This window comes from uncultured Polaribacter sp. (genome assembly GCF_947495205.1).
Taxonomy (GTDB): domain Bacteria; phylum Bacteroidota; class Bacteroidia; order Flavobacteriales; family Flavobacteriaceae; genus Polaribacter.
The window spans coordinates 1-15,726 of the sequence record NZ_CANLXV010000011.1; the positions used below are offsets into that span (position 1 = coordinate 1).

Below are 15,726 nucleotides of genomic sequence, written 5' to 3' on the forward strand. Positions count from 1 at the left end.
GATAATTTAATCTTTCAGATGTTATAATCATATTTTTAAGAATTTGAGTGAGTAATAGTTGCCAACGTTGTTGTATATGATTTGTTGCGTGTTTCAAGCAACTAATTTAGTAAATAATTACCAACCAAGAAAGTCCGCGAGGACTTTCGTAAGTAGGCAAGAAGCCAGCAATAAATTATATACGGTGTTGGCAAATCGTTATTTTCATATTAATGATTTTCTTGTCAATTCGGATTTATTTAAACTTAATTCAATTGAAAATAGGTCAATTATTATTTCTTCGATTTCACTTTTATTAATTGTTTTTGAGTTTCTTCTCGACTTCAAATAATTTTCACGTTTCATTTTTTTTGCTAAATCTCCAACATTTTCCAAATTCAATTCTTTCCCCAATTTATTAGTTGCCCAAAGTCCAAAGAAAGCGATACATATTCCAATTATTGCAATTCTATAATCATAGAAAAAACTCAAAATTGATATTCCAAGAATTAGTAAAAGTGAATTTGTGTAAATTCGTTTAGTTTCTGTTATGTTTAACTTAAAGTTCAATTTATTTTCAACTTTTTTGATTAGTTGCAGTCTATTCCTTTTTGGAAATATTAATGAAAGTTCCGTTTTTGGAGTTATTTCATTAAATTCAAATTCTGATTTAAGTACTTTCCTTAATTTATTAAATGATTGTTGAGACGTGCAATTTTCTTTATGTTCAAGTTTAATTTTATTTTTTATGGCATCAGTTAATTCTCCGAAATTTTCAACGTTCCTTAATTCGTTATTTTCAAAACGAAATTCAAAAGTATCTTCAACTTTCTGAAGAACTTGCTCAATATCTTCAATGTCTATATTTTCTAATTTGTAGTTCGTCATCTTAATGTTTGCCAACGTGTTTGTATAAAAAGAGTTGCGTATTTTAAGCACTAAAGTTAGCAAATAAAACACAGATAGAAAGTCCGCGAGGACTTTCGTAAATTGGCTAAAACCAGCAATTTTTTTTATACGGTGTTATGTGCAGTTTTTTATTCAATCTGTTTTGTTAAATACGATATTTTTGGATTCTTTCTATTTACTATTATTTCAATTTTTTTTCCTTTTTCATAATTCTCTAAGCTGTAAAGATAAATATCTCTTTCATAATTTTCTTTTTGATATTTATACTCATAAGTTAATATCTTATATTTTTCATTCTCATAAGTATTACTTATAATCCCTGTAATTTTTATATAATTTTCAACGTTATAAATTTTTGGCTTTTTATAATTGACTTCACAAATATCAGGTTTAATCTTAGAGTATTTTAATTCATAAAATTCTCCTATTTCAACTGTTCCTCTTGCAGATAATTCTCTTTCGTATTTCTTTGAATTCACAGTATATTTTATAATATCAGTATTGCCTTTATAGGAACTATATCCAATTATTTTACAAATTGTTAATTCCGTATTTTTTGATAACAATTCCTTAGTGCTCTTTTTTAAATAATTAGCATAATAAAAAAATGAGAATAATATAATTGATAAAAAAACAATTCCAAAGTAAGCTTTCCTTTTTTGTTCAGGCGTTAAATTATCCTTCTTTATTTTCATTTATTTTAAGTAGTGTTTGAGTCTGCTGAGCAATTGCACATAACGTCTCTGTATATGGCTTGTAGCGTGCAAATTAAACAATTATTTTCGGATGAAGCACGAGCCGAATTTTTAAATTTTTCTTATTATCTTTTTTTACTAATAAGCCAAATTTAAAAATTTGGCGGACTCGCAAATATACCTTAACTTCGATTGAACAACTACCTAGCTATGAGTTATATACGTTGTTGTAACACGTTTTTTTTATTTTTCCGCCTAATATTCCACCTGCTATAAAAGTCGGAATAAATCCAAATATTAATATCCAGAAAAAAGGCTTGTAATAATAGTCAACAATTGCATCGTAAACACTATCTCCATTTGCAAGACCTTCTTCAATAAATCCGATTGTAGAACCTCCAAAAACTCCACAAATTAAAATTATCATTAGTCCAAACATTCCAACCAAAATAGAATTCCATTTTCTTTGGCAAATCAGACTTTGCATTTTGTTCCCGATATAATAACCCGAAATAAATAAAGCAGTAATTCCAAGTCCAAAATTTAAAGGAAAGTCTAAAATAAAATCAACTAAATCTTTTATTGGGTTTTTAGTTCCAGCTAATAGCCACAGAAATATTAAAATTGCTATTAGCAGATTAATTCCAATCGTTATATATGTGTATTTAACAGCTTTATTCATATTCTATCCAAACATTGCCCAAAGCATTGACATAATTGAGTCAAAAGTGCTCTGTTCTTTTTTAGGTTCACAATATTTTTTCGATAAGTATTTGAGCGATTTTTTATTCCAGTTGTTGTCAAATATTACATTCAATTCAGATTTGTGATTTTGTATTTCAGATTCTGAAAGTTCGTTCTTTTTTATTTTGTATTCGGTTTGTACTAATTCTGTTATTTTCTCAAATTCTCCATTTTGGAATAGCTCTTTTTCCTTTAAAGTTCCAACATTTTCTAACGATGATTTTTTTCCTTCGTAAGTGTCAAAAATTCCTAAATGTTGTTTAGTTAATTTCAATTTTCGTTAGTTTGGTAAATGTGTTACAACGGTTTTGTATATGGCTCGTAGCGTGCAAATTAGAAAATAATTTTCGGATTAAGCACAAGCCAAATTTTTAAATTTTACTATTTATCTTTTTTATTGGAAATCGTCAAATTTAAAAATTTGGCGACTTTGCAAATATGCCTTAACTTCGTTTAAGCAATTAATTAGCTATGAGCTATATACGGTGTTGGGCATAGTATTTTATTTATTCCGAAATACAATCTTCAATTTCTTCAGTTGTTCTTACTTCCAAAGGGTCGCTAACTAAAATCGTTTCTTCTTTTATTTCAAAATCTGGTTTTATTATTAAATTCAATTCTCCTTCCGTTTTGTAATTTAATGAAACAAGTTTCCATTTAATTTTTATTTCCTTTTCTTCTTTTAAAGGTTTTAAACAAATCGTATCAAACCCTATACTATCATCTTGAACTAAAATGTTTTTTAATGGTACAATTTTTCCTTGTTTATCTTCATTCCATATGAAAGTGTCATATTTCACGTTTGGATTAGCTATTATACCACTTCCTTTTGTACAAGTATCAATTGATTCAAATTCTCCATTAAATTCAAGAAAAATCTTAAATTCTTCTAATGGTTGAGAACCTAAATTGTGTAATCTAAAGTAAAACCTACAATAACTTTTATTAAAAGAATACATTGAAAAAGGTTTGATTTTTGGAAAACCTAATTGACTAAATAAAATGTTAGAATTACCCAAATAAGAATCGGTTGCTGGAATAATTTTTTGTTTATAGTGCTTTATTGTTTTTTGAAAAGGAACTAAAACTGTCATTTCTGACTCATTATTCTCAAAGACAAATTTAACCTCGTGTTCCGTTTTAAAATTTAGACTTTTAACATAATAATCGTGAGTTTGTTTATTCTCATCAATTAAATCAACAATGTCTTCCCAAGAAAATAAATGAACCTCAAAAAGACCATTTTTTATATTCTCTATATTTTTCTTTCTTATGTAAGTCTCAATTTTAGCATCTTTACTTGCAGTTGTAGCAAAATAGAATTTTTTTAGTGCTGGTTCAAATTCCGTTGCTAATTTAATTTCTTGGTCAATTTCCTTTTCAGTCAATTCAGATTTAGAATATTCACTTTTTCCTTTGCATTGAATTCCGTAATAGTCAATTTCTCCAAATGGATTGCCATAAACATCAACGCCTTGTTGAGATTGTCCAGAACGTCCATTTTTTTTAATTTCAGGACATTTCCAAATTTCACCCCAAAGCTTTTTGCATAGATTTTCAAAATCTGCCCAATTTTCAGGTTTTCGAAGTTGTTGTTTTGCTCTCATTTTATATTATGCCCAACTAGTTATATAGTCACTTTTATTGTTGATATCCCGTAATTTTAATCGGATATCATACCTTTTATGTTACTATTATCCTGTAAAGATAATTTATTTATTGCAGTATCCAAAGGACTCTTTACAAGTTCTAAATCTTTTCGTGTAACATGCGTATATATCATGGTGGTTTCTGGTCTACTATGTCCTAAAAGCTCTTGTATGTGTCTTATGCCAATACCTTGCTCTAACATATGCGTGGCATAACTATGCCTTAAGGTATGGGGTGTAACCGTTTTTGTAATACCAGATAATTTTACACTTTTCTTTAAAAATGCACGTATAGATCCTGAGCTATACCTGCCTCCTTTAGGACTTTCTATAAAATATTGTTTTGGAGAATAAGTCCTATAATAATTTTTAATTAAAGGAAATACACTCTCTGCAATAGTAGCATACCTGTCTTTTCTCCCTTTGCCATTGTGTATATACAGTTGTTTTCTTTTAAAATCAAAATCACTAAGCCTTAAATTAATAATTTCACTAATTCTTAATCCAGAAGAATACAATATAGCAATAACAACTCTGTGTTTTAAATTTTTAGTTACCTGTAAAATAGATAAAACTTCATCAATACTAAGTACAATTGGTAGTTTTCTGTCCTTTCTTGGCATATAAATATTATCAGGATTTATAGTGCAAGCTGGGTAAAAATGCGCAAAATGTCTAAAACCACTAACCATTTGTCGGTGCGTACTAACAGAATAATTCAATGTATTTACAGCCCATTCAATGTAAGCTCTTACGTCGTTTTCATCTAAATTGTCAACTGGTTTTTTATCAGTAAAACGTAAAAATTCAATTATAAAGTTGCTGTAACTCGCAATAGTTGCTTTGCTAAATCTTTTACCTTTTAAAAAATTTATATAGTGTCTATAAACAATTGTTTTTTCCTCATTTATAGGCTTTAACTCAAACTTAACCTCTTTACTTAACTTGGAAACAGGTTGCTTTTTAGCTTTATTAAGAATTTTTATATTTCCTTTGGCTAGGTGTTTTTTTAAATCTTCTAAACTAGCTTCTGTAAAATAAATATAAAAAGTGGCATGCGTTTTAGACCATCTTACCGCTTTAAATTGTTTAATATATTCTTTTGCCTCATAATTATAAGGAAATTTTATAGCAATGCATGATTTTGCATTATGCGTAAAAGAATTTAAAGTAACACTAATCATAGCAATTGATTATAAATGAGTTTAAATATACAAAAAAAAATAATTATTGGTTGCATAAAATCATGAAAGTAAACATCTAAACAAAAACTTTTCTTATCAAAAGTAAACCAATACTTTTTAATTTTTTACCTTGCTTAAAAAAGTTAAAATGCCAAAAAATCCTGAATTAGAGCTTGCTTTCGATTTTATAAATAAAACAGATAGAAACCTTTTTATTACAGGTAAAGCAGGTACAGGTAAAACTACTTTTTTACACAAAATTAAAAACGAATCTTTAAAAAGAATGGTTATTGTTGCACCAACTGGTGTAGCAGCAATCAATGCAAAGGGTGTAACAATTCACTCGTTTTTTCAAATGCCATTTGGCCCAATTTTACCAAATCAGCCACCAAACAACCAGCAACGTAGATTTTCTAAAACTAAAATAGATATTATAAAATCTTTAGATTTAGTAATAATCGATGAAATTTCTATGGTACGTGCAGATCTGTTAGATGGTATAGACCAAGTTTTAAGAAGATACAAAAATAGAAATAAAGTTTTTGGAGGCGCACAAATTTTAATGATTGGAGATTTGCAACAATTGGCACCTGTAGTAAAACCAAACGAGTGGAGTTTGCTGCAAAACCATTACAAAACAGTATATTTTTTTAGCAGCAAAGCCTATCAAGAAGCAAATGTGGTTTCTATTGAATTAAAACACATTTACAGACAAAAAAATGCAGATTTTATTAAAATTTTAAATGAAGTTAGAAATGATGATTTATCTGAATCTTCCGCAGAAATTTTAAATTTAAATTACAATCCGTCTTTCGCGCCAGCAAAAGAAGACGGTTTTATAACACTTACAACACATAACAATAGAGCCAATTTAATCAACAATTCAGAGTTGAATAAACTAACAAATAAAAGCGTTTTTTTTAAAGCAGAAATTTCTGGTAAGTTTAATGAAAACGCCTTTCCTAATGATGAGAATTTAGAATTAAAATTAGGTGCTCAAGTAATGTTTATTAAAAACGATTCTTCTCAAGAAAAAAGATATTTTAATGGTAAAATTGGTATTATTACTGCAATTTCTAAAGAAAACGTAACCGTTAAATGCCCAAATGATACAGAAGAGATTGTAACCGAAAGAGAAACGTGGTCTAACATTAATTATACTATAAACGAAGAAACCAAAGCCATAAAAGAAGAATTAATTGGTGCTTTTACCCAAATTCCACTGCGTTTGGCTTGGGCAATAACCATTCATAAAAGCCAAGGTTTAACGTTTGAAAAAGCAATTATAGATGCAGAAGCTTCTTTTGCACATGGGCAAACATACGTAGCCTTAAGTAGATGTACTTCTTTAGAAGGCTTAGTTTTAAAAACTAAAATTACAAGTAGTGCTATTATTAATGATAGTACCGTGCGCATTTTTAATGAAACCGTAGAAGAAAATCACCCAGATGAAAATGTTTTAAACGCCTCAGAAACACAATTTCAGCTCAATTTAATTGCAGAATTGTTAGATTATCAGCCCTTTTTATATCCTATTACAAGGTTAATAGATATTTTTTACAAAAATAAAACAAGTATTAAAGGTGATGTTATAGACCATTTACAAACCATAAAAGATGATGGAGTAGTGGCATTAATGAAGGTTGCCAATGGTTTTAAAAACGAATTGTTAAGACTCTCAGAAAACGGTGTTGTGCCAGAAAACAGCACTAAAATTAAAGAAAGATTTGCCAAAGCCGTGGCCTATTTTTTAAATACCACTAAAACAAATATAGAAAAACCTATAGATGCACTGCAGTTTTCATCTGATAACAAAGCAGTAAAAAAAGATTTTTCTACTCAGTTTAATGCACTTCAAGAAAAATTAGAAGAAAAATTGTTTGCTTTACAAAAAATGGAAGCTGGTTTTAATACTAAAAATTATTTAGCGGTTAGAGCAAATGCAGTTTTACAAAAATTAGCACCAAAAAAGAAAAAAACACTTTCTAAACGTGATCCTATTTTAGCTTTAAAATTAAGAGAGCTGAGAGATGAAATTCGCGTAGCAGAAAATATTGCAGCTTTTCAAATCTTTACACAAGAATCTCTGTACGCCATGTGCGATACCTTACCAAGAACAACCCAAGAATTAACAGCCATTAAAGGAATGGGTAAAACAAGAGTTGCTAAATACGGAGAAGAAATTTTAGAACTTATAAACGCCTATTGTCAAGAAAACGGAATCAATACCAACAATCAACAAAAAACGGAAGACAAAAAAAATACCAAACAAATTACTTTTGAGCTTTTTAAAGCAGGTTTGTCTATTAAAGAAATTGCAAAAGAACGCAGTTTAACACAAGGAACTATAGAAAATCATTTGGCAAACTATATTACCACAGGAGATGTAGATGTTTTAGAATTAATTGATTTAAAACGTTATCAAAAAATTAGAAATCAAATAGATGCTGCTGGTGAGGTAAAAGGTTTAACAGCTTTAAAAGAAAAAGTAGATGATGATATTACATATATGGAATTAAAAATGGTTTTAATGGCTATGGAATTGTAAAATTCTAACCAAAAACGCAATCTGTTTAACATATATTTAAGATGGCAAACTTTTGGGTTTGCGTAACTTCGGCAAATTATAATTCAAATAATTTATCATGATTAAAAATTTACTCGCAAAACTTCTCCTGGTAGTTTTTGTTTTTAGTTTTTCAACAGAAACAAATGCGCAATTCTGGAAGAAAAAGAAAAAGGCTGTATCCAAAACAGCAGCTAAACCCAAGCCAAAACCTAAAAAAGGCGCAATGCAGCCTTATAGTAAGGTGGTAACAAAAGAGCATAAAACAGACGATGGTTTGTTTAAAGTGCATAAAAAGGATGAAAATTACTTATTTGAAATACCAGATACGTTACTTAAAAGAGAAATGTTAATGGTAACTAGAATAGCTAAAACTGCTAGTAACATTGGTTTTGGTGGTGGTAAAACCAATACACAAGTATTGCGTTGGGAAAGAAAAAATAAAAACATTTTGTTAAGAGTAGTTTCTCATGATGTTGTTGCAGATACACTTTTACCAGTGCATGAAGCTGTGGTAAACTCTAATTTAGAGCCTATTTTATTTTCTTTTCCAATAAAAGCCATTAATAAAGATTCTACAGCAACTGTAATAGACGCAACAGCTTTATTTTCTTCGGATGTAAAACCATTAGGTATGCCTAGTTTTTATAGAAGTCGTTATCAAGCATCAAGAGTAGATAAATCTCGTTCTTATATAGATAGGGTAAGCAGTTACCCAAGAAATATAGAAGTAAGACATGTAAAAACATATTTTGCAAACAGAGCACCATCTAATAGTGCAGTGGGTTCTATTACTTTAGAAATGAGCAATTCTATGGTTTTATTACCAAAAGTACCAATGAAACGCAGATATTTTGATGAAAGAGTAGGTTGGTTTGCAAGAGGACAAACAGATTATGGTTTGCCAGATCAAAAAAGTAAAACAGTAACCTATTTAGATAGATATCGTTTAGAGGTAAAAGATGAAGATATTGAAAAATTTAAAAGAGGCGAGCTTGTAGAGCCAAAAAAACAAATTGTTTATTATGTAGATAGAGCTACGCCAGAAGAGTGGGTTCCTTATATTATACAAGGTGTAAACGATTGGCAAGTTGCTTTTGAAGCTGCAGGTTTTAAAAATGCAATTATTGGTAAAAGAGCGCCAACTAAAGAAGAAGATCCAGAATACAGTCCAGAAGATGTGCGTTATTCTGTTATTAGATATTTAGCTTCTCCAATACCAAATGCAAACGGGCCTCACGTAAGTGATCCAAGATCTGGAGAAATTTTAGAATCAGATATCAATTGGTATCATAATGTAATGACGTTATTACACAATTGGTTTTTTATACAAACAGCAGCTATTAATCCAGATGCTAGAAGCAACAATTTTAAAACAGAAACAATGGGACGTTTAATTCGTTTTGTTTCTTCTCACGAATTAGGGCATACACTAGGCTTACCACATAACATGGGTAGTTCTGTAGCTTATCCTGTAGACTCTTTACGTTCTGCATCATTTACCAAAAAATATGGTACAGCACCATCTATTATGGATTATGCACGTTTTAATTATATTGCTCAGCCAGAAGATAAAGGAGTTTCTTTAATGCCAAATGTTGGTGTTTACGATAAATATGCAATTGCTTGGGGTTACAGACCTATTTTAGACAAAACTGCAGAAGAAGAAAAGCCAATTTTAGATTCTTGGATTTTAAAACATGCAGGAGACCCAATGTACAGATTTGGGCATCAACAAGCTGGTGGTGTTGTAGATCCTAGTTCGCAAACAGAAGATTTAGGAGATGATGCTATGAAAGCTTCTATGTATGGTATTAAGAATTTAAAAAGAATTTTACCTAATTTAGAAGAATGGACTTCTGAAAAAGGAGAAAATTATGATGAATTATCAACCATGTATGGTCAATTATTAGGGCAATTTAATAGATATATGGGGCATGTTTCTGCAAATATTGGTGGTGTTTATGAATATTATAAAACTACAGATCAAGAAGGAGCAGTGTATACACATGTAAATAAGGCGAAGCAAAAAGAAGCTTTACAATTTGTTATTGATGAATTATTTAAAACTCCAAAATGGATGTTAGATGAAAACATTTTTAGCAAAACAGAGTTTTCTGGTTCTGTAGAAAGAGTTAGAGGTTTACAAGCAAGAACCTTAAATAATATTCTTGATGCTGGTAGAATGGCAAGAATGATTGAAAACGAAACTGTAAACGGTTCTTCTAAAGCGTATACTTTAGTAAATATGATGAGCGATTTACGCAAAGGTGTTTGGAGTGAAATTTACAAAGGAAGTTCTATAGATACTTACAGAAGAAATTTACAAAGAGCACATTTAGATAGATTAGATTTTTTATTAAATGAAGCAAGAGACCAAAGGGGTTTCAATAGCGGTTATTTAAAGAGAAGTGGTATTACCATAAATCAATCTGATGTAAAATCTGTAGCCAGAGGAGAGTTAAAGCGTTTGCAAAAAGATGTAAAAGCAGCATCTAGAAGAGGTAATACCTTAACACGTTATCACCTGCAAGATGTAGTAGATAGAATTGATATGATTTTAGATCCTAAATAAAACGATATTACATTTATTAGAAACCACGTTCTTTGGCGTGGTTTTTTTATGCAATCTATTTTTGCAAATCAATTTGCATAGATTTTTTAAAAATTTATAGAAAAAAGTATTGGCTAAATACACCTATAATGTAAACCAAAAATTAGTAAGTTTAAAATAATACATCAAATTTAAAAAGTAACCTATATTTGCAATTCTAAAACCGCAAATGAATCACACACTTTTATCATCGCCATTACAAGGTTTTACAGACTTTAAATTTAGAAATGCATTTCATTATTTTTTTGGTGGAATAGATACTTTTTATGCGCCTTATATTCGATTAAATGGCAAAATGGTCATCAAAAATTCTTACCAAAGAGATTTGTTGTTAGCGCATAATACTACTCTAAAAGTGATACCTCAAATTATGACTAATGATGCAGATGAGTTTTTGTTTGTTGCTAAATATATAAGAGAATTGGGATATAAAGAACTCAATTGGAATTTAGGTTGTCCATATCCAATGGTTACCAAAAGAGGTATGGGATCTGGCTTAATTAGTGATGCCGCAAAAATAGACAGCATTCTTAAAAGAGTGCATAACGAATCTGATGTGTTGGTTTCTATGAAAATGAGAATGGGTTATGAAAACGCATCAGAAATTTTAGAAACCTTTCCTGTTTTAGATAAATATCCATTAAAAAATATTGCAATTCATGCAAGAATTGGCAAGCAATTGTACAAAGGCGGCACAGATTTAGAAGCTTTTCAAAAATGTATAGACCATACAAAACATCATTTATATTATAATGGTGATATTACTTCTGTTACTGCATTTAAAAAGTTAGAAGAACGTTTTCCTGCTATAAATCATTGGATGATTGGTAGAGGTTTAATTGCAGATCCTTTTTTACCAAGTATGATAAAAAAGCAAACTACAGTTTATCCTAAAAACAGATTTGATGTTTTTGAAGAATTTCACGATAGAATTTACACAGAATACGATGCAGCACTTTCTGGGCCAACACCTATAAAAATGAAAATGTTAGGCTTTTGGGAGTATTTTTCACAAAGTTTTCAAAATCCGCAGAAAACGTATAAAAAAATTAAAAAAGCTTCCAACGCAAGGTCGTATCATATTGTAGTTAAAGAAATTTTTAAGGAAGCTAAAAATTTTTAAATACTATAAAGTTTACAAACAAGAATCTTGGCTAAATTTTAATGATTTATTAAATTTAAAGTTGTCATTTTTTAAATCAACTTTTTACGAAATTGAGAAATGAATAAATAATGCAAATATTGGTTTTTATATATGGTTTGGTTTCGTCCTTTAATAAAAATATCTTTTTAACTTTAAAAATTGTTTTTCAAATAAATGATAGGAGATTATACTTATGCCTATTGTAATAATTAAAGATGTTATTCCTAATAAATACCAATTAGAAAAAGGGAGATAATTAAAAATCTTAATTAGTAATAATATTATAATCGTATGGTATAAATATAATCCATATGTATAAACACCTAATTTACTTAACCATAAATTATCATTTATGTGAATAGAGTTATTTCCTAACGTGAAAAGTATAGTAACTGAAAATACAAGGCTTAAGATAAAAGGAGATATGTGATTAATAAATACGAAGTTAATATTTGGGATTATAAAAACGATTGCAATGGTTAAAATTAAAAAGATATATTTAAAATATTTTGGAATTCTTTCTAAATAATCTATAAAACTTTTCTTGTAAATAAAAATATATGCAGGTATTGCTCCAAATGCAAAATAATCTAAATAAGAAAATATATCAATGTGAATTATTCCAAAATGAGTGTAAATTTGCCGTGAAATATGAGCAATAATAATGCTGCATATAATAAGATGCGGAATTTTTTTTGGAGAAATAAAATAGAGTAGTACTCCCCACAAAATATAAAAATGTTCTTCAATACAAAGTGACCACATAACCCTTAAAGGTGCCCCGTCAGGAAAAGTATTTGTCATCATCATTTTATAATTTTCTCCAAAGAATATTGATGTCAATAAATCAGGCTTGTATCCTTCATTGTTAAAAGGCAAGTTTAAGGCATTTAATAGATATGGAGATAAATATGCAAACGCTATCATGAGGTAAAATAATGGCCAAATTCTAAGGATACGTCTTGCGAAAAATTTCTTTAGCGCTATTTTATTTTGGTGTTTTTTTTCATAGATTAAAATATAAGTAATTAGAAATCCGCTTAAGACAAAAAAGAATGTTACTCCAATTTCTCCACTTTTAAGAAAGAAATCTATATAACAGTTCCCTGTCTTGGGTAAGTGCAATAAAAAAACCAAAAGAAATGCGAAAAACCTTAAAGCATCAAATGTGTGAAAGTGTTTTCTACTCATTCTCTACAAATCTTCTTGGATTTAATACCTTGTTACAATCTATTCTCTTCATTTTTACCTTCTTTAATTTCTTGCGTAAATTCACCTAAAACTTTAGCAATTGCGTTATCAATTCTGGTTTTTTCTGTATTGTATTTTGGACTCATGTTTTGTTTCTCCGGAAATTGTTCTATAGTAACTGTAGTAGACGGAAACGCAAAATCTACGCCCAATTCACCAGCTAATTTTACAATTGCAATATGTAATCTGTGTTTAGAAGATTGTTCTGCACCCCAAGCCAAACTTTTAAAATAAACATTTACCATTACTAGCAGGGCAGAATCTCCAAAACCAGTAAACTCTACATTATAAGAATCAGATCGCGTTTCTGGATGTGCAATAATTATTTCTCTAACACCTTTTACAAAAGCTTCTATTAATTCTGGCGGCGTATCATAACGCAAACCTAGATTGGTGCTGTACCTTCTAAACAAACGCAAACCTTTGTTATTAATAACAATTTCTGATAATTTACTATTTGGTATTTTAAAAACAGAAGTATCTGCAGCTCTAACACTAGTAGATCTAAAACCAACTTTTTCTACAGTACCAACAACCTCTCCAGCCTCAATCCAATCTTCTATATGAAAAGGTTTGTCTATAAAAATCATTATCGTACCAATAAGGTTTTTTACCGTGTCTTGAGATGCTAAAGCTACGGCTAAACCACCAATAGTTGCACCAGCCAACATGGTAGTAGCATTTACGCCAAATAATAATAAAACTCTAAAAACACCAACTATGATTACAATTCCTGTTAAAAAACTATGTAAAATAGGCACCAATTGGTCATCTAATCTGCCGTGTGTTCTTTCTGTAAATTCTGCATAAATGCGCATGATTACTTGTACTAATTTTAAGAAAACGTAAATCCAAAAAATGGTTTTAGCAATATTTAAGGCTAGAAATACAAAGGTATTTATGGCTAAACTAAATTGTAAAGAAGGAAAAAACTTATCTAAAAAAGCAACAGTAACTAATAAACTAATAGGATGTGCTAACTTTTTAATAACCTTATTTACTTCTAAATTGGTGTTTTTTGTAATTTGTTGTTGTATTTTGAGTAAAATAGCAAAGGCTATTTTTTTAACAATTAAAAATAAAAGGTAGGTAAGTGCTAACAAAATTAACAATGCAACAAACTGCCAAAGTTCTATACCTAAAAATTTTTTATGACCAGAAACGGGTATTATTTCTTGTAGCTTTTGCACATACCAAGGAAAAACCTCTTTATACATACTGTCTGTCTTAGCAATAGTTTCTGCAGAATAATACCATTTTCCGTTTATTTTTTCTACATAAATTTGAGGCATTCTTTGCGGAAACAAAACGTATCTAGAGTATGCAGAATAGCCTGTAGAATCTTTGTATTTTGGGTTTGTAGGCACTCTGTTAACATCTACAAACAGACCTTTACCGTCTAAAATTTGTTTAATTTTTATGGCTTTATCTATGGCTTTTTTTTCTGAAATGCCATAAATGGTTTTTGCCGCTTTTTTTGGCTCGTAAGAATCGGCTTGTAAAAAAAATAAGTGTGTATAAATGGTTGCGTGCGGGTTGCTTAAATCTACTTTTACAGAGTCTTGTTCTTGATTTTGGGCAATACTAAGAAACGGTGCAAATAATAAAAGAAATAAAAGGTTTTTCATGTGAATTATTTAGAAGATTGTTAAAAACAAAACACAAATTTAAACCTTTTCACTTTTTTAAAGTCAAAGAATTATAAATATTAAATTTAAAAATAATGAAAAAAATAATTAGCGTGTTTGTTTTGGTTTTATTCGTAAACTTAGGTTTGAACTCTCAAAATAAAGAAAAAAAGGGGTCTTTAAAGAAACAGGTAGAAAGAACTTTAAAAAGAATGACTACAAAATTAGATTTATCTAAAGACCAACAAAAAAATATAAAGCCACTGCTTTTAAATCAGTTTAAAGATAGAAGGCAAATGATAGAGAAAAGAAAGGAAATGCAAAGTTCTGGAGCAAGACCTTCTAAAGAAGAGCGACAATTATTAAAAGCAAACCGTTTAGAAAAGGAAAAGGAGCTATTGGCGAAGATGAAAAATATTTTAACAGCAGAGCAGTATGCTAAGTTTTTAAAGATGAATAAAAAAGAAAAACAGAATCAAAAACAAAAACAAAAACAGAAACAAAGAAGACAGTAAAAAAAAAGCAGTTACCTTTTGGGAAGTGCTGGTCTTTACTACTTAACTCAGGTTCTATTAAGAATCTGAGTTTTTTATTAAAAAAAAGGTTTAAAATAAAATTTATGCGATTTTATTTTAAACCTTTTTTGTTTGCTTAAGTCTTAAGAGTATAGAAATTTAAAAAACATTAAAACATGAAAAATTTAGCAAGCATCTTAGTTTTTATTTTAGCATTTACTTTAACTGCAAACGCGCAAAAAAAAGATAAGAAACAAAAAAGAGAAAGACCACAATTTACAATTGCACAACAAACTGATATTGCAATTAAAAAAATGACATTGGCTTTAGATTTGTCTAAAAAGCAACAAAATCAATTAAAACCAATAATGGCATCTAAAATGGAAGCTAGAAAAGCCTTCATGGAAAATAGAAAACAAGCAAGACAAGAAAGGAAAAGACCTACTGCAGATGAAATGTATGCAATGCAAACTAAAAGATTAGATAATGCAATTGCAATGAAAGCGCAAATGAAAGAAATCTTAGATAAGGAGCAGTTTGCAAAATTTGAAAAGATGCAGAAAAAAAGAAAAATGATGGGTAAGAAAAAAATGCAAAAGAATAAAATGGGTAAAAAAGGAGCAAAAAGAGGTGAAAGAGCCGAAAAATAAAAGTTGATTTATTTAACGTAAAGTCCTGTTTTTGAGTTGTAAAAACAGGACTTTTTTGTTAACGTAATTTGCGTTAGCGATTGCAATGGCATCCTTTTTATGCTTTACTTAAGAAGTAATTTGTTGTAATTGATAAAAAAACTCTTTTTAATAAGCAAAAGTTTATAGTAATACAGCATAAAAAGATATAATGGAAAG

The 15,726-nt window shown here is 29.2% G+C and carries 13 protein-coding genes; 5 read left to right on the top strand and 8 right to left on the bottom strand.

From position 1 onward, the window contains the following. Positions 1–204: 204 nt before the first annotated feature. The 6 genes from Q0762_RS11035 to Q0762_RS11060 all read right to left on the bottom strand — a co-directional run bounded on the left by Q0762_RS11035 (position 205) and on the right by Q0762_RS11060 (position 5,160). The gene (locus Q0762_RS11035) at positions 205–867 is read right to left on the bottom strand and encodes a hypothetical protein (protein WP_298766899.1); all 663 of its coding nucleotides are present in this window, start codon (positions 865–867) and stop codon (positions 205–207) included. A gap of 149 nt (positions 868–1,016) precedes the next feature. Further along, positions 1,017–1,583, bottom strand: a complete 567-nt coding sequence (locus tag Q0762_RS11040) for a hypothetical protein (RefSeq protein WP_298766901.1) — start codon at positions 1,581–1,583, stop codon at positions 1,017–1,019. Positions 1,584–1,791: 208 nt separating this feature from the next. Further along, positions 1,792–2,265, bottom strand: a complete 474-nt coding sequence (locus Q0762_RS11045) for a hypothetical protein (protein ID WP_298766903.1) — start codon at positions 2,263–2,265, stop codon at positions 1,792–1,794. A 3-nt stretch (positions 2,266–2,268) separates the two neighbouring features. Continuing rightward, positions 2,269–2,601 carry a hypothetical protein gene (locus Q0762_RS11050; protein ID WP_298766905.1) on the bottom strand — a complete coding sequence of 111 codons (333 nt, stop codon included), beginning with the start codon at positions 2,599–2,601 and terminating at the stop codon, positions 2,269–2,271. A 232-nt stretch (positions 2,602–2,833) separates the two neighbouring features. Next, on the bottom strand, positions 2,834–3,934 hold the full coding sequence (locus Q0762_RS11055; RefSeq protein WP_298766907.1) for a hypothetical protein: 1,101 nt from the start codon (positions 3,932–3,934) through the stop codon (positions 2,834–2,836). 56 nt (positions 3,935–3,990) lie between these two features. Then, positions 3,991–5,160 carry a tyrosine-type recombinase/integrase gene (locus tag Q0762_RS11060; RefSeq protein WP_298766909.1) on the bottom strand — a complete coding sequence of 390 codons (1,170 nt, stop codon included), beginning with the start codon at positions 5,158–5,160 and terminating at the stop codon, positions 3,991–3,993. A 148-nt stretch (positions 5,161–5,308) separates the two neighbouring features. Between Q0762_RS11060 and Q0762_RS11065 the strand changes: the two genes are divergently transcribed. The 3 genes from Q0762_RS11065 to Q0762_RS11075 all read left to right on the top strand — a co-directional run bounded on the left by Q0762_RS11065 (position 5,309) and on the right by Q0762_RS11075 (position 11,463). Continuing rightward, positions 5,309–7,708, top strand: coding sequence for a helix-turn-helix domain-containing protein (locus Q0762_RS11065; protein WP_298766911.1), 2,400 nt, complete (start codon positions 5,309–5,311; stop codon positions 7,706–7,708). A gap of 97 nt (positions 7,709–7,805) precedes the next feature. Then, the gene (locus Q0762_RS11070) at positions 7,806–10,301 is read left to right on the top strand and encodes a zinc-dependent metalloprotease (RefSeq protein ID WP_298766913.1); all 2,496 of its coding nucleotides are present in this window, start codon (positions 7,806–7,808) and stop codon (positions 10,299–10,301) included. Between the two features lie 208 nt (positions 10,302–10,509). Next, positions 10,510–11,463, top strand: a complete 954-nt coding sequence (locus tag Q0762_RS11075) for a tRNA-dihydrouridine synthase family protein (RefSeq protein WP_298766915.1) — start codon at positions 10,510–10,512, stop codon at positions 11,461–11,463. A 150-nt stretch (positions 11,464–11,613) separates the two neighbouring features. Here Q0762_RS11075 and Q0762_RS11080 read toward each other — a convergent pair whose 3' ends face one another. Both Q0762_RS11080 and Q0762_RS11085 read right to left on the bottom strand, forming a co-directional pair. Further along, entirely contained in the window at positions 11,614–12,675 is a 1,062-nt protein-coding gene (locus tag Q0762_RS11080; RefSeq protein ID WP_298766917.1) for an acyltransferase, read from the bottom strand. 32 nt (positions 12,676–12,707) lie between these two features. Next, positions 12,708–14,363 (bottom strand): mechanosensitive ion channel family protein, encoded by a 1,656-nt coding sequence (locus tag Q0762_RS11085; protein ID WP_298766919.1) that lies wholly within the window; start codon positions 14,361–14,363, stop codon positions 12,708–12,710. Positions 14,364–14,458: 95 nt separating this feature from the next. Here Q0762_RS11085 and Q0762_RS11090 point away from each other — a divergent pair, with 95 nt between their 5' ends. Then, positions 14,459–14,878, top strand: a complete 420-nt coding sequence (locus tag Q0762_RS11090) for a hypothetical protein (RefSeq protein ID WP_298766921.1) — start codon at positions 14,459–14,461, stop codon at positions 14,876–14,878. A 176-nt stretch (positions 14,879–15,054) separates the two neighbouring features. Further along, the gene (locus tag Q0762_RS11095) at positions 15,055–15,528 is read left to right on the top strand and encodes a hypothetical protein (RefSeq protein WP_298766923.1); all 474 of its coding nucleotides are present in this window, start codon (positions 15,055–15,057) and stop codon (positions 15,526–15,528) included. The last annotated feature ends 198 nt before the right edge of the window (positions 15,529–15,726 follow it).